The sequence below is a fragment of the Aeromonas sp. 3P genome (genome assembly GCF_051919745.1).
GTDB classification, from domain to species: domain Bacteria; phylum Pseudomonadota; class Gammaproteobacteria; order Enterobacterales; family Aeromonadaceae; genus Aeromonas; species Aeromonas veronii.
This window is the reverse complement of sequence record NZ_JBQBED010000001.1, coordinates 550535-568466: the sequence shown is the minus strand read 5'-3', so window position 1 is coordinate 568466 and position 17932 is coordinate 550535. Positions and strand designations below refer to the sequence as shown.

The 17932-nt window shown below is 58.9% G+C and carries 17 protein-coding genes and 1 pseudogene; 12 read left to right on the top strand and 6 right to left on the bottom strand.

Annotated elements, in window-relative coordinates:
• Nucleotides 1-2: 2 nt before the first annotated feature.
• The 4 genes from ACTG19_RS02505 to ACTG19_RS02490 all read left to right on the top strand — a co-directional run bounded on the left by ACTG19_RS02505 (nucleotide 3) and on the right by ACTG19_RS02490 (nucleotide 2351).
• On the top strand, nucleotides 3-386 hold the full coding sequence (locus ACTG19_RS02505) for a septal ring lytic transglycosylase RlpA family protein (protein ID WP_439989587.1): 384 nt from the start codon (nucleotides 3-5) through the stop codon (nucleotides 384-386).
• A 99-nt stretch (nucleotides 387-485) separates the two neighbouring features.
• Nucleotides 486-968: a GNAT family N-acetyltransferase gene (locus ACTG19_RS02500; protein ID WP_113740014.1), complete on the top strand. Its 483-nt coding sequence runs from the start codon at nucleotides 486-488 to the stop codon at nucleotides 966-968.
• Nucleotides 968-1471, top strand: coding sequence for a peptide deformylase (gene def, locus ACTG19_RS02495; protein WP_033113258.1), 504 nt, complete (start codon nucleotides 968-970; stop codon nucleotides 1469-1471). The genes ACTG19_RS02500 and def overlap by 1 nt, the downstream gene beginning before the upstream one ends.
• A 49-nt stretch (nucleotides 1472-1520) precedes the next feature.
• Nucleotides 1521-2351 (top strand): hypothetical protein, encoded by an 831-nt coding sequence (locus tag ACTG19_RS02490; protein WP_113740015.1) that lies wholly within the window; start codon nucleotides 1521-1523, stop codon nucleotides 2349-2351.
• A 78-nt stretch (nucleotides 2352-2429) separates the two neighbouring features.
• Here the strand turns inward: ACTG19_RS02490 and ACTG19_RS02485 are convergent, their stop codons facing one another.
• Nucleotides 2430-2633, bottom strand: coding sequence for a hypothetical protein (locus tag ACTG19_RS02485; protein ID WP_033113256.1), 204 nt, complete (start codon nucleotides 2631-2633; stop codon nucleotides 2430-2432).
• 480 nt (nucleotides 2634-3113) lie between these two features.
• Nucleotides 3114-4355 (bottom strand): esterase/lipase family protein, encoded by a 1242-nt coding sequence (locus ACTG19_RS02480; protein ID WP_113740016.1) that lies wholly within the window; start codon nucleotides 4353-4355, stop codon nucleotides 3114-3116.
• A 212-nt stretch (nucleotides 4356-4567) separates the two neighbouring features.
• On the opposite strand from ACTG19_RS02480, the pseudogene ACTG19_RS02475 reads away from it, so the two are divergent.
• Nucleotides 4568-5571, top strand: a pseudogene (locus tag ACTG19_RS02475) (Wadjet anti-phage system protein JetD domain-containing protein).
• A 41-nt stretch (nucleotides 5572-5612) separates the two neighbouring features.
• Here ACTG19_RS02475 and ACTG19_RS02470 read toward each other — a convergent pair.
• Nucleotides 5613-6206, bottom strand: a complete 594-nt coding sequence (locus ACTG19_RS02470; protein ID WP_113740017.1) for a hypothetical protein — start codon at nucleotides 6204-6206, stop codon at nucleotides 5613-5615.
• A 605-nt stretch (nucleotides 6207-6811) separates the two neighbouring features.
• Here ACTG19_RS02470 and ygeW point away from each other — a divergent pair.
• From ygeW to ACTG19_RS02440, 6 genes are all read left to right on the top strand, one after another.
• Nucleotides 6812-7999, top strand: coding sequence for a knotted carbamoyltransferase YgeW (gene ygeW / locus ACTG19_RS02465; RefSeq protein WP_043820254.1), 1188 nt, complete (start codon nucleotides 6812-6814; stop codon nucleotides 7997-7999).
• Between the two features lie 137 nt (nucleotides 8000-8136).
• Complete coding sequence (dpaL, locus tag ACTG19_RS02460; protein ID WP_113740018.1) at nucleotides 8137-9336, top strand: diaminopropionate ammonia-lyase; 1200 nt, start codon at nucleotides 8137-8139, stop codon at nucleotides 9334-9336.
• A 139-nt stretch (nucleotides 9337-9475) separates the two neighbouring features.
• Nucleotides 9476-10693 (top strand): YgeY family selenium metabolism-linked hydrolase, encoded by a 1218-nt coding sequence (locus ACTG19_RS02455; protein WP_042011253.1) that lies wholly within the window; start codon nucleotides 9476-9478, stop codon nucleotides 10691-10693.
• A gap of 105 nt (nucleotides 10694-10798) precedes the next feature.
• Entirely contained in the window at nucleotides 10799-12223 is a 1425-nt protein-coding gene (gene hydA, locus ACTG19_RS02450) for a dihydropyrimidinase (protein WP_201989525.1), read from the top strand.
• Between the two features lie 95 nt (nucleotides 12224-12318).
• On the top strand, nucleotides 12319-13251 hold the full coding sequence (arcC, locus tag ACTG19_RS02445; RefSeq protein WP_113740019.1) for a carbamate kinase: 933 nt from the start codon (nucleotides 12319-12321) through the stop codon (nucleotides 13249-13251).
• A 171-nt stretch (nucleotides 13252-13422) separates the two neighbouring features.
• Nucleotides 13423-14346, top strand: coding sequence for a DMT family transporter (locus ACTG19_RS02440; RefSeq protein WP_439988684.1), 924 nt, complete (start codon nucleotides 13423-13425; stop codon nucleotides 14344-14346).
• Between the two features lie 71 nt (nucleotides 14347-14417).
• On the opposite strand, the gene yqeB is transcribed toward ACTG19_RS02440, so the two are convergent.
• Both yqeB and yqeC read right to left on the bottom strand, forming a co-directional pair.
• Nucleotides 14418-16010, bottom strand: coding sequence for a selenium-dependent molybdenum cofactor biosynthesis protein YqeB (yqeB, locus tag ACTG19_RS02435; RefSeq protein WP_439988683.1), 1593 nt, complete (start codon nucleotides 16008-16010; stop codon nucleotides 14418-14420).
• Between the two features lie 27 nt (nucleotides 16011-16037).
• Nucleotides 16038-16886, bottom strand: a complete 849-nt coding sequence (gene yqeC / locus ACTG19_RS02430) for a selenium cofactor biosynthesis protein YqeC (RefSeq protein WP_439988682.1) — start codon at nucleotides 16884-16886, stop codon at nucleotides 16038-16040.
• Between yqeC and mocA the strand changes: the two genes are divergently transcribed.
• A complete protein-coding gene (mocA, locus tag ACTG19_RS02425; RefSeq protein WP_439988681.1) occupies nucleotides 16885-17550 on the top strand; it encodes a molybdenum cofactor cytidylyltransferase in 666 nt (221 codons plus the stop codon). The two genes, yqeC and mocA, sit on opposite strands and share 2 nt — an antisense overlap.
• Before the next feature lie 109 nt (nucleotides 17551-17659).
• Here the strand turns inward: mocA and ACTG19_RS02420 are convergent, their stop codons facing one another.
• On the bottom strand, nucleotides 17660-17887 hold the full coding sequence (locus ACTG19_RS02420; RefSeq protein WP_124242039.1) for a hypothetical protein: 228 nt from the start codon (nucleotides 17885-17887) through the stop codon (nucleotides 17660-17662).
• Between the last annotated feature and the right edge of the window lie 45 nt (nucleotides 17888-17932).

Below are 17932 nucleotides of genomic sequence, written 5' to 3'. Positions count from 1 at the left end.
GAATACCATCTCCATACACTCTAGTAATAACACTCTGTTTGCTACTTGTAGCCTGTAGCAGCCGTTATGACGAGCGTCACGGCGGCAGCTGGCGCGGCTATAGCGAGACCGGTTATGCCAGCTATTATGCCGACCGCTATCACGGTAAAAAGACTGCCAGCGGCGAGCTCTATCGCAACAACCTCAATAGCGCCGCCCATATGGAATTGCCCTTTGGCTCCATGGTGCGGGTGACCAACCTCGCCAATGGCAAGAGCGTAGTGGTCAAGGTCAATGACCGCGGCGCCTTTAAAAGCGGGCGAATTATCGATCTCTCCAAATCAGCCTTCGGCTCCATCGCCAACATTCGCGAAGGTGTTATCAAGGTAAAGGTTGAGGTGTTGTGACCGCTCGTGATGCTTCTGAATCTGCAGCCGTTTGGAAAAATCGTAATAGGCTGCTTGTGCGCTAACAGCGTATCCAATATGGCTTGAGCAGGGAAAGAGATGGATATTGAGCTGATTGATGTGTCGCAAAATGAATTTGAGCAGGTCTTTACTGCCGTGAAACAGGGGATTTTTCCCTATGTTGAGTCGCTCTTTGGCTGGGATGACCAATTTCAACGCGAACGGCTAGCCAGCTCCTATCTGCCGCAATGGTTTTCGTGGATCCAGCATGGGGGAGAGCGCATTGGTCTGTTATGTAGCAAGCCATATGAGGATGCCCAGCATGTTCATCTGCTGATCATTTTCCCTCAGTATCAGGGGCGACATCTTGGCGCTGCCGTGATGGAGCGGCTGCATCAGGAGGCTGAGCGTGAGGGCAAATGCCGGGTCACCTTGTCCAGCTTCACAGACAACCATGGGGCGATACGGTTTTATGAGCGCCTTGGTTACAACGTGGTCGAAGAGGATCAAGAGTTTGTCTCCATGTCCCGGCCGTTGGGCTGTGACCTCGGATTGAAAAAAGTGGTTAATGGAGAGTTGTGATGGCGATTTTGAATATTTTGACGGCTCCCGACCCCAGGTTGAGGCTCAAGGCCGAGCGGGTTGAGGATATTGCTGCCGTACAGGGGCTGATCGATGACATGTTGGAGACCCTGTATGCGACGGAAAACGGGATTGGTTTGGCCGCGACTCAAGTCGGGCGTAAAGAGGCCGTCGTTATTATCGACTTGTCCGAGAGCAGGGATCAGCCGCTGGTTTTGATTAATCCACAAGTGATAAGCGGTACTGAAAAGGTGCTTGGACAAGAGGGCTGTCTCTCCGTGCCGGATTACTACGCGGATGTCGAGCGTTACAGCTCGGTGGTAGTATCTGCACTGGATCGAAAAGGCAATCCGATCACCATCGAGAGCAGCGATTTTTTGGCCATTGTCATGCAGCATGAAATTGATCATCTGGATGGCAACTTGTTCATTGATTACCTGTCACCGCTCAAGCGGCAGATGGCACTCAAACGAGTTAAAAAATCGCTCAAGTCCGCCAGCTAATGTCTGCGGATAGTGGCTGGCCGTTTTAGTTATGTGGGGAGCAGGCAGAATGAAAGTGGCAAAATGGAATGTCAGGGCACTGTTTAGCCGCAATAACAAAGGAGAGCAGGGGCGCTATGGTTTATGGGCTGCCTTGCTGCTGGGAACATTATGGGTAGCCCTCCCCGTATCAGCCGACGAGGAGCAGCTGCCGGCCGAATATCGCCCCTTTGTGCAGCAGTTGGTCGATGCGGCAGAAGCCCGGGATCATCAGGCCCTTGCCAACCAGATGAAGTACCCCTTCAAGCAGGAGTATCCCATTCCCGCCATCAAAACCCCGGCGGAGATGCTGACCCGATTTGGCGAGGTATTTGATGACGCTATATTAAAAAGCATTGCTACCTCCCGGGTCGGGCAGGATTGGCAGACCATGGGCTGGCGAGGCATTATGCTGGGCAGTGGTGAGGTCTGGATGGACTTTGATGGCAAGGTCATCGGTATCAATCATCAGACTGCACAGGCCGCCAAATTGAAAGCCGAGCTTATCGCCAGGCAGAAGAGCGGTCTGCATCCCAGTGTGCGGGAGTACAAGAGCCCCGAGCTGATGTGGCAGACCGAGAAATTTACCATCCGCATCGACGAGTTGGACGATGGCCACTATCGCTACGCCTCCTGGGCCAAGGGCAAGACGCTCGCCGACAAGCCGGATCTGGTGTTGAAAAATGGCACCGTCAGGGTGGAGGGGACGGGGGGCAATCATACCTATCTCTTCACGAGCGGCCCCTATCGCTACGAGTGCGTTGTCACCGTATTGGGTGAGCGAGGCGTGCCACCGGGTGAGCTGGTGGTCTATAAAGACGACGTCGAGATAGTGCACCAACCGGTGATCAAGGTGCTGTGACAGCAAATCCACATAAAGAGAGACCAAAGAGCAGCCAGGTGCCGCTCTTTGCTTTCGCAAACTGAAGAATGAGCTTTGCTAGCTTTGCGGCACCCTGACCCCTTTATCGAGATAGAGGCTGCTGTAGTTAGCCCTGTGGGTGACAAACATCACCTGATGGCGGCTACCGTCGGAGAGGATAAGGAAATCGCCCGCCTGGGCAGGGCTTTGCAAGGAGACCTCCTGCTCGGGGGCGGTCAGGCGGTCGACATCATCTTTGAAGGTGAGGGTGTAAGAGAACATATGGCGCTCCACTGCTGGCTCATATCAAACACTCCGTTGAAGGTAGTTGCTGGCATGGGCACGCGCGGCGCCCGATTGGCGCTGTTAGACCAAATATCAGCGATGAGAACGTGCGTGGCTTCAGTCGGGTTGTTTTGCTGAGGTGCACTTTAGGCGTTTACATCAAGGCCATTGGTATCAAAAGAGATGGGAAAGGGGCGAAAAGGAGGATGAAAAAACCGCCAGCTGGCGGTTTTCTTATGCGATGGGCCCTACTTCAGGGCCTTCTTCAGCTTCTTGATCTTGCCTTCATGCTTGGCAATTTTCTCAAGACGAGCGGCGATCTTCTTCTTGATCTCTTTCTTGCTTGCTTTGGCCATCGGTGGCGCTCCTTTGCCGTGGGGACACATGAGGTGTCAGTGTGGGTCTTCCCTTTGACGTCCCAGAGTGCCACAGGGCTTCTTTGTGAACCAGCACTCTGTTGCTTTAATAGCCAGCTCGCTATAACTGCAAGGGGCTGAGCCAGCGCAGCAGTTGCTGGCCAACCTGCGGGCTGGCGAGCAGGGCCATATGACTGGTGCGATAGACAATCAGGGTATGGGCAGGAAGAAAAGCCAGCAGATGGCGCGCTTCGTTGTGCTGGCCGAGGGCGCTGCGTAGCGGCACCAGTCCATCGCCAATCAGCCGGTCGGCCAGCAGGCTGCGCTTGGCGGCTGTGGTCGCGGCAATGGCATAGCAGTTGACGCCGCCGGGCAATGGGAGTGGCGCGCGTGGGTCCTGTGAGGGGACGGCGGGGTCGGGTGGGGCAACGGCATCGATCACCTTGCCGTGGCGTAAATCCTTGATGCCAGCACTGCGCAGCCGCGCCAGTCTGACGAAGGGCTCGCTGTAGGCGGTAGCGGGCAGCAACTGTTCCAGCCAGTGACCTGCATGTTCGAGCGGTGCGCCGTGGTGTGGTGTGCCAAGAAATATCAGGTTGGCAAGGTGCGCAGGCCAGGTGAGCCCGGCCACGCCAGCATGGTGGCAGGCGCTGCGTGCAACCAGTCCCCCCATGCTGTAGCCCATTATCGTTATCTCTTTGAGCTCTCCCGGCCAGTGGGCGAACAGCTGCTCCAGCAACAGGGCCAGCGCCTGTCCGTTTTGTGCAATGGGCAGGCCCGAGTTGTAGCGCAGGTAAAGAGGCTGATAGCCAAGCGCGGCGGCAAGTTGCTCCCCGTGATTGACCGGTTTGCCTTGATGCTCGGTCTGCCACTGCAGATCGTTCATGCAGAGGCCATGGATCATCAGCAGCACCCGTCCCTCGCGGGGTAGATCCTTTGGCATCGCCTGCCAATCGAGGGGCTTGCCCTGATAGCGCAGAGTCATGGGGGTGGCGAGAGCATTGTGGTGTTCGACCAGCTTGTCCCCCAACACGCCGTTGAGCGTGGCGATCAGGGCCGCACGTTTCGGTGTTTCGGGGATCTGGTGGGGCGGTGGTGTGGCTGGCAGGCGGCTGAGCAGATGGTTGATGCCGCTGCCCAGGGTGTTGGCGGCGCCATGTACCCTCTTGTAGACCAGTCCGGTGATCCCGGCTGTTTTTCCCTCATCCCGTCCCTTGAGCCCCATACCGCTCAGTACCGCCTGATGTACCGCTTCGGTGATCTCTACCGCGGCGGGCAGCGCCAGAGTCAGCAGGTGCGCCAGCTCGCGGATATCCGAAAGATGCCAGGAAGAGGATGGCGAGGGGTCTGTGGCGTCGGTCATGGCAAGCCCTTGTGAAAGCGGGTATCGCGTTGTCGTGCCGCGAAGAGTGCAGCGTATCTCTATATCAAACCAGCTTGCGCCCTTTGTGGCGGGTTTACCAGTAACGGGCCATGCATGGCGGGGCTGATAAGAACCGCTTGCGAAGCCGGTCACGGTAATGGCAGGGAAAATCACCTCTACTTCGTCATATGAAGCCACATGGAGAGGTGAGGATGTCGCTGTTTGATGAGATGCGGGTACAGGATTTGTGTGCACGGTTGCTCGATAGCCAGAACGGAAAGGGCTGCACCCTTGAGAGTCGGCATGACGCGAGTTGAAGGATCTGTTGCAGGCAGTGGCCGGGATCAAGCCGGTTGGCCGAGGTGCTCATTATGTGTTGACCGACGCGGGGCGGACTTATTTGCTCGGGCAGCTGGCGTTGGTGGCGCCCCCGGAACAGGACAAGGGTGAGCAGCTGCAACGAATGGGAGTGAGTTTGCCTGCGCGGCTCAATCAGGCCTGCTTTTATGCCCTCTGGCATGGGGATAGCAAGCATCCGCGATCAGCATCCCTTGCAGCGCCACTGCTTGCGGACTTGTCGCTAACTCAAGATGAGGTGATCCGCATCCGTACCCTCGAACCTCTCTCATTGGTCGATCGGCAAGGTCAGCAGCACGATATGACGGCAATGATGGCGCTGCTGGGGGAATTGGCGTTGCCGGAGCGGACTCTGGGCACGCTGGCGGCCATCGGCTGGCAAGGGGAGCGGGTCATTACGGTGGAAAACAAGGGGGCCTTTGTCGACTACCCGCTGCAACCCGGGCAACTGCTGCTTTTTGCACCCGGTCGCAATACCACCCTGGCCAAACAGCTGATCCCGCTGCTGCCTGCGGGCGTGCAGTGGGCCCATTTCGGCGATCTCGATCAACGGGGTATCGATATTGCCGTCGAGCTGGCGCGCGAGCTAAATCGACCGGCCATGCTCTGGCTTCCCTGTGAGTTGCGGCCTTATCTGGATCACTATGCCCGCCCTGTTCGCACCTTTGCAACGGACAGTGGCAAGGTGCCCTGGCGTTTGACGACGCAGGCTGATCAGGTTGATGGTCATGGCGCGTCGGCAGGCGTTCCCTGGCTTGAGAAACTGATCACAGACGGGACTTGGCTGGAGCAGGAGGTATTGATTCTGGCCCCTCACTGGCGGAGCTGGTCATTGGAAGAGATGGGCAATCAGGTGTGAAACGGGGAGCCCGCGCTCCCCGTCATTTCGTGGTCAGCTGTTTACTTCGCGTTGATGGGCCCCTTGGTGCCAGCATCATTATCGACCCAGCCATCTTCACCCTTGATGCGGCGATCCCCCTGAATGGTGTAGATGACCATGCCATCCTTGAACACCAGCGCGCCATCGGATTTCTTGGCATTGACCTTCTTGTCGTTGACCCACACCTGATCCTTGCCATCGATGCGGATATTGGCCACGGTGGCGCCTGTTTGAGGGAAGGTGGCGATCCAGTTGCCTTCATAGGGGCTGGCGCTGGTTGCCGCGGCCGGAGCATTGCCAACACCGGCAGCCGCGTTCTCAGCCTTGGTTTTGTTGATATCGCAGCCATTGAGCTCGCTCACCTGAGTGCAGCCCGAGCGCTCCAGCTTCTGCTCATAGCTCAGATTCAGACCGCCCTCTGCTGCAGGGGCGGCCGTGCCAAATCCCGCCTTGGCATTTTCCGCTTTGGTTTTGTGAATGTCACAGCCCTGCGCCTCGGTAACCTGGGTGCAGCCGGATCGCTCCAGTTGCTCGGCATATTTGGCACTGATGGCGTGGGCAGGGGTGATCCCGAGCAGGGTCAGGGTGATGAGCAGAGCAGCATTCCTGGACATAGATAATCCCTCAAAGATGTAAGTCATGCAGGTTCTTCCGCGCAGTTGCGGCAGTGAACGTCGGCCTCTTCTGAGCATCCGAGACAGATGCGCAGCTGGCGTATTCACGTTAGCACCTTGGGCCAACCGCGCCCAGCGATGTGGCCGGAAGATAAGGCGAGAGGTGATACGGGAGTGCAGGGGAGGCGAGATAGCAGCAGTGTAAACGCTGGAGAGTTCATTCCAAGAGAAAAGGTGTTGCGGGCATTATCATAATGATAACGACAGCCCCGCTGATATCATTTCAGCCCTTGAAACTGACCTTTGATGATAATTCTCACCGATGCCGAGATATCACCTCTGATTATTATCACTCGGCTATTTTATGGCTTGGCTGATCCGCTCACCTTTTTATTGAATAAACCGCTTAAATAGCCGCTGATTTTGTGGGTGGCATCACACACTTTCGCCATTTATTAATATCTGCCTGCATTTTATTGGTTTGGCACGGTTATTGATTGCCTCATATCGACGCTAACCGACGCGCTCACCCACAACCGGGATGCTGGTGACATCGTGAGTGAAAGGGGAGCTATCCATATCTCATCCAATGATTGGGGCGAACGATGAAAGCAGTTAACGAATTAATCAAAGAGATCAGAGCACTCAAATCCAACCTGCATGAAAAAGATTTTCTGCTGACCTGGGAGCAAACCCCTCAGGAGCTGGAGCTGGTATTGAAACTGGCCGAATCCCTCAAGACCCTGCGCGCCGAAAATATCTGCACCAAACTGTTTAACAGCGGGCTCGGTATCTCGGTTTTCCGCGATAACTCCACCCGAACCCGCTTCTCTTACGCCTCTGCGCTGAACCTGCTCGGTCTGGCCCAGCAGGATCTGGATGAGGGCAAATCCCAGATCGCCCATGGCGAAACCGTCCGTGAAACCGCCAACATGATCTCCTTCTGCGCCGATGCCATCGGCATCCGTGACGACATGTTCCTCGGTGCCGGTAACGCCTATATGCGCGAAGTGGGTGCGGCACTGGATGAAGGGTTCGAGAAGGGGGTGCTCCCCCAGCGTCCGGCACTGGTCAACCTGCAGTGCGACATTGATCACCCGACCCAGTCCATGGCTGATCTCGCCTGGTTGCAGGAGCACTTCGGTAGCCTAGAGAGCCTCAAGGGCAAGAAGATTGCCATGACCTGGGCCTACTCCCCCAGCTACGGCAAGCCGCTCTCCGTGCCCCAGGGCATCATCGGTCTGATGACCCGTTTCGGTATGGACGTGACCCTGGCCCATCCGGAAGGGTATGACCTGATCCCGGACGTGATCGAAGTGGCCAAGGAGAATGCCAAGGCATCCGGTGGCAGCTTCCGCCAGGTCACCTCCATGGAAGAGGCGTTCAAGGATGCCGATATCGTCTATCCCAAGTCCTGGGCTCCCTACAAGGTGATGGAGCAGCGCACCGAGTTGCTGCGTGCCAATGACCACGCTGGCCTCAAAGATCTGGAGAAACACTGTTTGGAGCAGAACGCTAAGCACAAGGATTGGCACTGCACCGAGGAGATGATGAAGCTTACCAAGGGGGGCGAAGCGCTCTATATGCACTGCCTGCCCGCCGATATTTCCGGCGTCTCCTGCAAAGAGGGCGAAGTAACCGAAGGGGTATTCGAGAAATACCGTATCGCCACTTACAAAGAGGCGAGCTGGAAGCCCTATATTATCGCCGCCATGATCATGGCCCGTAAATTCTCCGCCCCGGCAGAAACCCTGGAAAATCTGATTAAAGAGGCGCAAAAGCGGGTGAAATAAATAACGGCAGGGCAGGGTGAATATTCATCCTGCCCACACTGTCGAACCCATTATTTTGAGTTTTCTCCCCGTGGTATCTGAATAACGGATCTCCCGGCGAGGCAGCTCTTTGTCAGGTAACGCCTAGTGAGGTAAGCATGTCCCAATTTTCGCTGAAGATGGATATTGCCGATAACCGTTTCTTTACCGCTGAGCCATCTCCGCTGTTTTCTCGCGCCGAAGCACAAAAGGCTCGCGCTTTTCATAAAAAACTGGCCGGTTATGAGCCGACCCCATTGTGCGACCTAAAAGATCTGGCCGCCTATATCGGGGTGAAAAATATATTGGTCAAAGACGAGTCAAAGCGCTTTGGCCTCAATGCCTTCAAGATGCTGGGTGGCGTTTATGCCATCGCCAACCTGCTCTGTGAAAAGTACGGGGTGGCCATCGAGGACTTCTCCTTCGATCTCATCAAACGCACCATCAAGGAGCCGATGACCTTCGCCACCACCACGGATGGCAACCACGGTCGTGGCGTTGCCTGGGCCGCCAAGCAGGTGGGCCAGCATGCGGTGGTCTACATGCCCAAGGGCTCAGCCCAGGAGCGGGTTGACCACATTCTCAATCTCGGTGCCGAGTGCATCGTCACCGACATGAACTACGACGATACCGTGCGCCTGACCATGAAGATGGCCGAAGAGCGCGGCTGGCACATAGTGCAGGACACCGCCTGGGAGGGCTACACCAAGATCCCGACCTGGATCATGCAGGGTTACTCCACTCTGGCCGACGAAGCGGTCGAGCAGATGCAGGATATGGGCATCAAGCAGCCCACCCACGTGCTGCTGCAGGCCGGGGTAGGGGCGCTGGCGGGCGGAGTGCTCGGTTATCTGGTGGACTGCTTCGGGGCGAAAAACCTGCACAGTATCGTAGTCGAGCCGGATCAGGCCGACTGCATCTACCGCTCCGGCGTGGCGGGGGAGATGGTCAACGTGGGGGGCGACATGCGCACCATCATGGCCGGTCTCGCCTGTGGCGAACCCAACCCCCTCGGTTGGCCACTGCTCAGAAGCTGCACCACCCAGTTTATCTCCTGCCACGACAAGGTGTCGGCGCTGGGGATGAGAGTGCTGGGCAACCCTCTTGGCAATGATCCGCGCATCATCTCCGGTGAGTCCGGCTCGGTCGGTACCGGCGTGCTGGCGGCGGTGCGCCACCACCCGGATCGCGCGGCGCTGATGGAACGTCTCGGGCTAAGTCGCGACTCCGTGGTGCTGATCATCAACACCGAAGGGGACACCGATGTGACCCACTACCGGGAAGTGGTGTGGGAAGGCAAACATCCTGCCTGCGATTAACCCCGGCTGTGACTAATCCCTGCGAGAGCAGAGACACGAATTGAAGCATTGATCGCGCCTCGCCAACGGGGCGCGGTAACGGGCACAGGGCGCTGCCGACGAACAGGCCGCGCACTCTCAGTTGTTATGGAGAATCACAATGAGCAAGCAAATTCCGTTTGAAATGGTGTTGGAGAAGGCCTATCAGTACAAGGCCGAGATGAGTCAGTTCCTGCGCGACATGATCGCCATCCCGAGCGAGAGCTGCGATGAAGAGCGCGTCGTGCTGCGCATCAAGCAGGAGATGGAGAAGGTTGGCTTTGACAAGGTCGAGATTGACCCCATGGGTAACGTGCTGGGTTATATCGGTCACGGCCCGCACCTGATCGCCATGGATGCCCACATCGATACCGTGGGGGTCGGCAACCGCGCCAACTGGACCTTCGACCCCTATGAGGGGATGGAAGATCACGAGATCATCGGTGGCCGTGGCGCCTCCGATCAGGAAGGGGGCATGGCCTCTATGGTTTATGCCGGCAAGATCATCAAGGATCTGGGGCTGGAAGATCAGTACACCCTGCTGGTGACCGGTACCGTCCAGGAAGAGGATTGCGATGGCCTCTGCTGGCAGTACATCATCGAGCAGAGCAAGATCCGCCCCGAGTTCGTGGTCAGTACCGAGCCCACCGACTGCCAGATCTACCGTGGCCAGCGTGGCCGTATGGAGATCCGGGTGGAAGTGCAGGGGGTGAGCTGCCACGGCTCTGCGCCGGAGCGCGGTGACAACGCCATCTTCAAGATGGGCCCCATTCTTGGCGAGCTGCAGGAGCTCAGCCACAACCTCGGCAACGACGACTTCCTCGGCAAGGGCACCCTGACCGTCTCCGAGATCTTCTTCACCTCTCCGAGCCGCTGCGCCGTGGCGGACAGCTGCGCCGTCTCCATCGACCGTCGTCTCACCTGGGGCGAGACCTGGCAAGGTGCGTTGGACGAGATCCGCGCCCTGCCAGCGGTGCAAGCCGCCGGTGCCGAGGTCTCCATGTACCAGTATGACCGTCCGGCCTATACCGGTCTGGTCTACCCGACCGAGTGCTACTTCCCGACCTGGAAGGTGGAAGAGGATCACATCACCGTCAAAACCCTCTCCAAGGCTTATCGCGAGCTGTTCAACAAGGAGCCGGTGGTGGACAAGTGGACCTTCTCGACCAACGGGGTCTCCATCATGGGTCGTCACGGTATTCCGGTCATCGGTTTTGGCCCGGGTAAAGAGCCGGAAGCCCATGCCCCGAACGAGAAGACCTGGAAAGAGCATCTGGTCAAGTGCGCCGCCATGTACGCCGTGATCCCTATGCTCTATCTGGCCGAGCTGGACAAGTAAGGGGTCTGCCGGGTGGTGACTCTCATCACCGCCCAGCTGTTGCAAGTGCCCCGTCTCCATTGAGGCGGGGCTTTGCTGTTTGAAGTGATGTTCGAGGTGGTGGGGATGAAACGGCTGATCAAAAACGGTGTGCTGGTCGATGCGCAGGGGGAATATCGTCAGGATCTGCTGATCGAGCACGGGGTGATCCGCGCCCGTGCCGCCGATATCCAGCCCGATAGCGAAACCGAGGTGATCGATGCCAGCGGCTGCTATGTGATGCCGGGTGGCATCGACGTCCACACCCATTTCAACATCGATGTCGGGATTGCCCGCAGTTGCGATGACTTTTTCAGCGGTACCCGTGCCGCCGCTTGTGGTGGCACCACCACCATCGTCGATCACATGGGATTTGGCCCGGCGGGGTGCAATCTGCATCACCAGCTGGCCCGCTATCACGATTACGCCGCCGATCAGGCGGTGATCGACTACAGCTTTCATGGCGTGATCCAGCATGTGGATGACGCCATCCTTAATGAGATGGCCGCCATGGTGCAGGAGGAAGGGATCAGCAGCTTCAAGCTCTATCTCACCTACCAGTACAAGCTGGGGGACCATGACGTGCTGCGCGCCCTGGCCCGCCTCAAAGAGGTGGGGGCGCTTGCCACCGTCCATCCCGAGAATGATGCCGCCATCGCGGCGCGCCGGGCGGCCCTATTGGCCGCCGGTAACTGTGAACCCTGGTATCACCCGCAAAGCCGTCCGCTGGAGTGCGAGGCGGAGGCGATCGCCCGGATGATCAATCTGGCGGGGCTCGCTGGCAATGCCCCGCTCTATATCGTCCACCTCTCCAATGGCTTGGGGCTGGAGTATCTGAAACTGGCGCGCCGTCAGGGCCAGCCGGTCTGGGTGGAGACCTGCCCGCAATATCTGCTGCTCGATGAGCAGTGTTATTACAAGGAGAACGGGGTCGACTATCTGCTGAGCCCGCCGCTGCGCTCGCGCCGCGAGCAGGACAAGCTGTGGGTCGGTATCGCTGCTGGTGACATCGATACGGTGGCGACCGATCACTGCAACTTCTCCCACGCCCAGCGCATGACCCTCTCGGGGGGCGATTTCAGCCGCTGCCCCAACGGCTTGCCCGGGGTCGAAAACCGGATGCTGCTGCTCTTTGCCCACGGGGTATTGGGCGGGCGCATCTCGCCGTCCCGCTTCGTGGCCCTCACCAGTGCCAACCCGGCGCGCCTGTTTGGCCTCTGGCCGCGCAAGGGCAACTTGCAACCGGGATCTGACGCCGATCTGGTGCTGATGGATCCCCGTGGTGACACCCTGATTTCCCATCAACAGTTGCACGACAACGGCGACTACAGCCCCTACGAGGGGATGCATTGCCCCGGCCAGATCAGGATGACCCTGAGTCGCGGCGAGATAGTCGCCCGCGATGGCGAGTTTCTGGGGCGGCGTGGTCATGGCCGGTTTTTGGCCAGAGCGCCCTTTGATCCGGCGTTGGCGCCGGAGCTGCACTCGCCTTGCCCCTTGGTAGCAGGCTGACAATTCGTTCGAAACACGCAAATCAGCAAGGTTATGTGAACAACGAAAGGTGGGCCGGTATCGCGCCGGCTTGTCCCATCACTGGAGATAACAAGATGAAACAGAGAATCGTACTGGCCCTTGGTGGCAATGCGCTGGGCAACAACTTGCCCGAGCAGATGAAGGCGGTGCAGAGCACGGCGGGCACCATTGCCGACCTGATCGCCCAGGGGCACGAGGTGGTGGTCACCCACGGTAACGGGCCGCAGGTGGGGATGATCCAGCAGGCGTTCGAAGTGGCGGCCCGCCACGAGCCAAAATCCCCCCATCTGCCCATGTCGGTCTGTGTGGCCCTGAGTCAGGGTTATATCGGCTATGACCTGCAAAATGCCCTGCGCGAAGCACTGCTGGAACGCGGCATCCACAAGCCGGTCGCCACTCTGGTGACTCAGGTTGAGGTCGACAAGAACGATCCAGCCTTCCTCGACCCGAGCAAGCCCATTGGCGGTTTCTTCAGCAAGGAGGAGGCCGAGGCGCTCATGGCCAAAGGCGAGCGGCTCAAAGAGGATGCCGGCCGTGGCTATCGCCGGGTGGTCGCATCCCCCAAACCCGTCGACATCATCGAGAAAGAGACCGTCTCAGCCATGCTGGCTGCCGGTCAGGTGGTGATCACCGTCGGTGGCGGCGGCATTCCGGTGCTGCGCGAAGGCAATCACCTGCGCGGTGCCAGCGCGGTGATCGACAAGGATTGGGCCAGTGCCAAGCTGGCGGAACTGATTGACGCCGACATGCTGATCATCCTTACCGCGGTAGAGAAAGTGGCCATCAACTTCGGCAAGCCCGATGTGCAGTGGCTCGATCAGTTGAGCGTGGCCGATGCCAACAGCTTTATTGCCCAGGAGCAGTTTGCCAAGGGCTCCATGCTGCCCAAGGTGGAGGCGGCGCTCTCGTTCGCCACCTCCCTGCCGGGGCGCAAATCCCTGATCACCTTGCTGGAGAAGGCCGCCGACGGCATTGCCGGCAAGACGGGAACCCTTATCTGCCGCTAGGCGTTCCAGCTCGGGTTGAGTGTGATTGCGGGGGCCGACGGCCCCCTTGTTCATTTCGGGGCGACCATGGTCAGCGGAGGATGAGCGGCGTAAGATGACCGCCTTCAAGCGCGGGCAAGACGCCGAGAGCAGACCCGGCGCAATGAGTGACAAGAGGTGAGTAACAAGCAAATGAGCGGAAAGATCAATATGGCGGCGCTGGTGGGATTGATCCTGCTCACCGCCATCTGGAGTTACAGCTGGATCGTGATGAAGCAGGTGATGCTCTACGCGGGGGCCTTCGAGTTCACCGCCCTGCGCTGCCTGTGCGGATCTCTGGTTCTGCTGCTGGTATTGGCCCTGCGTGGGCGCCGTTATCTTAAACCCACCCCGTTTCGCTATACCCTCGCCATCGCCCTGTTCCAAACCTGCGGCATGGTGGGGTTGGCCCAGTGGGCGCTGATCAGCGGCGTGGCGGGCAAGGTGGCTATTCTGAGCTACACCATGCCGTTCTGGGTGGTGATCTTCGCGGCGCTCTTTCTCGGCGAGCGGATGCGCAAGCTCCACTATCTGGCGGTCGGGGTGGCGGCTTGCGGGCTGCTCTTGGTGATCGAGCCCTGGCAGCTGCATCTGGATTCCATGAAGAGTGCGCTGCTGGGGATTGCTTCCGGCATCTGCTGGGGGATCAGCGCCATCATCGCCAAGCGGATGTATGTCCGCCACCCCGCGGTGGATCTGATGTCCCTCACCACCTGGCAGATGATCTACGCCACCATGGTGATGGCCGTGGTGGCGGCGCTGGTGCCGGAGCGACCCATCGACTGGCAGCCCTATGTGTTTGGTGCGCTCGCCTACAGCGCCATCTTCGCCACGGCGCTGGCCTGGAGCCTCTGGCTGTTTGTATTGAAAAAGCTGCCGGCCGGGATCGCCAGCCTCAGCACACTGGCGGTGCCGGTGAGCGGCGTGCTGCTCTCCTGGTGGCTGCTGGGCGAAAATCCGGGGCCGGTGGAGGGGAGCGGCATCGCCCTTATCGTGCTGGCGCTTCTCGTCATCAGCCGCAAGGGCAAGCGCTCTGTGGTGTCGGTGGCGGGGGAGACCCGCGTCAAGCACGGCTGAGTCGATTGTCGGCAACGAAATAAAAAGGGCCTGCCATCATGGCGGGCCCTTCTGGTTTTAAGAACACTCTCTTATCTGCGCTGGGCCAGATGCATCATGGCTTCCAGCACGGCGCCGCCGATGGCGCGTGCCTTGTCCGATACCGTAGTGGCGTCGGCCCGCTCGCCTCTGGGGTCGATGTCACCGATCTTGAAGCCGACGGTCACCTCGATGCCATCGCTGAGCAGCCCCCGCACCATGCCGGAGAGCGGCGCGATAATGGGGGCGTCCCCCACATGGGCGATCACATCCCCCTCCTGCACCAGATCACCGAGCTTGATAAGGCTCTTCATCACCCCGGGGGCGGGGGCGCGCACCACCCGGCGGGCGGAGTGCCCCTCGATCACTCCGGGAATACCGGTGTTGGGCTGGGCGGGGCCCTGATAGATAACTCGCCCCAGATGGTGACCACGGTTGGTCTCGATCACCGCATCGCAGTCGCACCCCGCCTCAAACCCCGGGCCGAGGGCTACCGTAATGGGGGCCATCTCCTTGTGGGTGCCGAGGTTCTGCTTGGCGAGGATGGCATCCACCAGATAGCGGGGCTTGAGCTCGGTGAGGGTGGCGCAGTCGGGGTCAACCAGCAGCGGAATGATGCCCCGATCCAGCTGCTCGAACGCCTGCTCAACGCTCTCGACCCGCTTGGCGCGCACACCCTCGACGCTGGTTTCACCGTCGAACATCCCCTGGGCGAAGGCGACGGTGCGGCGGATCACCGTGGGCTTGTCGAGATCCAGCATCACCACCTTGAAGCCGGCATTGTGCAGGCGCAGCGCCACGCCGGTGGCGATATCGCCGGAGCCGCGCATCACCACCAGCTGATCCCGCTTGAGGCGCACGTCATCCTGCATCAGGCCACCCGATTTGCCGTTTTTCACCTGCAGCAGCTCGGCGAGGATGCTGATGGCGATCTCCTCGGGCGTCTCGGCACCGATGTTGTAGCCGATGGGGGCGTGCAGCCGCTGCAACTGCTCCTGACTCACCCCTTGCTGGCGCAGGGCCTGGGTGAAGGTCTGTACCTTGCGCTTGCTGGCGAGCAGCCCCAGATAGGCGAGGGGACGGGTGATGAGCCGCTCCAGCGCCTCCTTGTCCTGATGGTTGGTGGCGATGATGACGAAGTTGGCGGGCTCTATGGCCAGCGCCTCGATCACCGCGCTGATGGTATCGGCCTGCTTGAGATGGGTACCTGCGGGGAAGTGGTCGGGGTTGAGGCTCCCTTCAAAACAGTCGCCCACATGGATATCAAAACCCAGCGTCGCCGCAGCATGTGCCAGCGCCCGGTTGACGTGACCAGCACCGATCAGTACCAGCCGGGGGCGCAGGCCATAGACATCGATATAGACCGACATGGCGCCGCCGCAATCCGACCCTACCGCATGTTCACCGCTGCGGGCCATCCGGCCATGGAAGATGCGCGGCTTGCGCTCGGCAATGGCGGCCATCGCTTCCTCGATCACCAGCCGCTCGATCATGCCGCCGCCGATGGTGCCGAGGATCTGGCCATCAGCCATCACCAGCATCTGGGCCTGATGGCGGGGGGTGGAGCCACGGCTCTCGATGATCTGGGCCATGGCAAAGGGAATGTTCTCCTGTTCCAGTCGGGCTGCGTGTGCAAACAGATTCATAAGGTACCTCTTCTTATCCTTAAACCATCATGGGTGAGGCGGCTGAGCCTCATCCTGAGCGAAGTAACCGAGTGCGTGGCGAATGGGCTGTGGCTCGCGAACCGCCCCCTGCCAGATGGCATAGATCTCGGGGTGGCGGCTATGCAGCTTTATCAATTCATCGAGCCACGACGCCTCATTTTGATAATCCCCATTGATAAACCAGATCCGGCGCGCCCTGGCCGGGGTGCCCTTGAACAGCCCCTCGGGGTGGGAGAGCAGCTGGTGAAATAGGGCCCAGTCGAGGGGGTCACCGGCCTCTATCCCGCACAGGGCCTGAAGCTCTGCCCAGCGGTGGATCTGCTGCGGGTCGGCCTTGGCCCCCACCATGGCGCCGCCCGTCAGGGCGATCACCCAATCACTGTGCTGAGGAATGCAAGGTTCGTGCAAAGCGGGCACTTTCAATAACTTGTGATGGGCGCCATCCGCTTCGACCAGGATGAGATCGAAGCGCTGCTGTCCTTTGAGCAGGTCGATTTGGCGCAGATCCGGCCCTGCAACCTTGCCGGTGCGCTCGTCGAGATGGCTGAACAGGGCAACCAGGGTCGGGCCATCTGGCAGGGCCTGACAGCGGGTAAGTTGACGAACGGGATCCGTCTCGATAATCAATTCCCGATAGTGTGACGGGGCTGGCAGAAACATCCGGGTGGTGGTGGTAATTAGCACCCTTTTACCCTGCTTATAAAAATATTCCGCCAGCCAGAACAGAGTGCTGGTTTTTCCGCCGGCACCACAAAGGCTAATTAGCGTGGTATGGTTGTCACTATTTTCAAGCAGTGGATTTAAAAGCGAACCAATATCCGGAAACGCGTGAATAACAGAGTGTGGCAAGGACATGGCAATGACCGAAATAAATAGCGAGGTGAATGAAAAGGTGCAGGCTCGGGGGCGTGAACAGTGTGACTGTATAATTACCGCAGCAGGTTTGTCATCCCGCATGGGGGCATGGAAAATGATGCTACCTTATGGCTCGGGGACAATTCTTGATGCAAGTCTCAAAAATGCCCTGGCCTTCTGCTCCCGGATTATTTTGGTCGTGGGCCATCGCAGGGCCGAGCTCGCTGCCTGTTATGGAAATCGCCCAGACATCCTCATCGTCCACAACCCTGACTATGAGCAGGGGTTGGGCAGTTCCATCCGCTGCGCTCTGGCGGCCAGCGATGCTGACTACCTCTTTATCAGCCACGGGGATCTGCCCTGTATCCCGCGCGAGGTCTATCAACAGTTGTGGCAGGCACGCGGAGAGTTCGCCCTGTTCCCGAGCTATGAGGGGGAGGCGGGCCACCCTGTCTTGCTGCCAAAATCCCTCGCAAGGGAGCTGGCTGCCGCGCCAGCACAGGGTTCGGTGCGCCGCTGGTTGCTGCAATGCCCACACCGAAGCATACCGGTTGAAAGTCCTGCCATCCTCTTTGATATCGATACCCCCGAGCGCTATCAGGCGCTGATCCGCGGCGAGCTGGAGCTGCGTTCTGCCGACGAGCTTACAACCGAGCAGGGCTGAGTCGCATCGTTGGGACCCACCTCCCTCTGCATACAATGGCAGCCAGCGGGGCGGTAACGCCGAGTCATCTCGCAGCCTTTGGATAAACCGAAATAGCGACGACCGCCTTTTATATAGCAGTGACTTTTAAGCAAACCCCGGCCATATTGGCCGGGGTTTGCTTGCGATAATGCTGGATGATTTTTACCCTATCAAAGTGATATTTATCGCTGCCGATTTGATACTTTTCATTTTTCTCTGGCATTGCCTTGAATAAAATTTCAAGTGAGTGAGAACCACTCTCATTAATCATAATGGCGACATGCCAAACCGCCTTCATTAATTCGAGCCATCTCACGCTTTTACCCTAAAAAATAGTTTTGCCGATGGAGTGGCCTGATAG

Excerpts from the sequence above, each read along its gene's own strand:
- ACTG19_RS02500 (WP_113740014.1), top strand. The coding sequence starts at position 486 with ATGGATATTGAGCTGATTGATGTGTCGCAAAATGAATTTGAGCAGGTC.
- def (WP_033113258.1), top strand. The coding sequence starts at position 968 with ATGGCGATTTTGAATATTTTGACGGCTCCCGACCCCAGGTTGAGGCTC.
- ACTG19_RS02490 (WP_113740015.1), top strand. The coding sequence starts at position 1,521 with ATGAAAGTGGCAAAATGGAATGTCAGGGCACTGTTTAGCCGCAATAAC.
- ACTG19_RS02485 (WP_033113256.1), bottom strand. The coding sequence starts at position 2,633 with ATGTTCTCTTACACCCTCACCTTCAAAGATGATGTCGACCGCCTGACC.
- ACTG19_RS02480 (WP_113740016.1), bottom strand. The coding sequence starts at position 4,355 with ATGACCGACGCCACAGACCCCTCGCCATCCTCTTCCTGGCATCTTTCG.
- ACTG19_RS02470 (WP_113740017.1), bottom strand. The coding sequence starts at position 6,206 with ATGTCCAGGAATGCTGCTCTGCTCATCACCCTGACCCTGCTCGGGATC.
- ygeW (WP_043820254.1), top strand. The coding sequence starts at position 6,812 with ATGAAAGCAGTTAACGAATTAATCAAAGAGATCAGAGCACTCAAATCC.
- dpaL (WP_113740018.1), top strand. The coding sequence starts at position 8,137 with ATGTCCCAATTTTCGCTGAAGATGGATATTGCCGATAACCGTTTCTTT.
- ACTG19_RS02455 (WP_042011253.1), top strand. The coding sequence starts at position 9,476 with ATGAGCAAGCAAATTCCGTTTGAAATGGTGTTGGAGAAGGCCTATCAG.
- hydA (WP_201989525.1), top strand. The coding sequence starts at position 10,799 with ATGAAACGGCTGATCAAAAACGGTGTGCTGGTCGATGCGCAGGGGGAA.
- arcC (WP_113740019.1), top strand. The coding sequence starts at position 12,319 with ATGAAACAGAGAATCGTACTGGCCCTTGGTGGCAATGCGCTGGGCAAC.
- ACTG19_RS02440 (WP_439988684.1), top strand. The coding sequence starts at position 13,423 with ATGAGCGGAAAGATCAATATGGCGGCGCTGGTGGGATTGATCCTGCTC.
- yqeB (WP_439988683.1), bottom strand. The coding sequence starts at position 16,010 with ATGAATCTGTTTGCACACGCAGCCCGACTGGAACAGGAGAACATTCCC.
- mocA (WP_439988681.1), top strand. The coding sequence starts at position 16,885 with ATGGCAATGACCGAAATAAATAGCGAGGTGAATGAAAAGGTGCAGGCT.
- yqeC (WP_439988682.1), bottom strand. The coding sequence starts at position 16,886 with ATGTCCTTGCCACACTCTGTTATTCACGCGTTTCCGGATATTGGTTCG.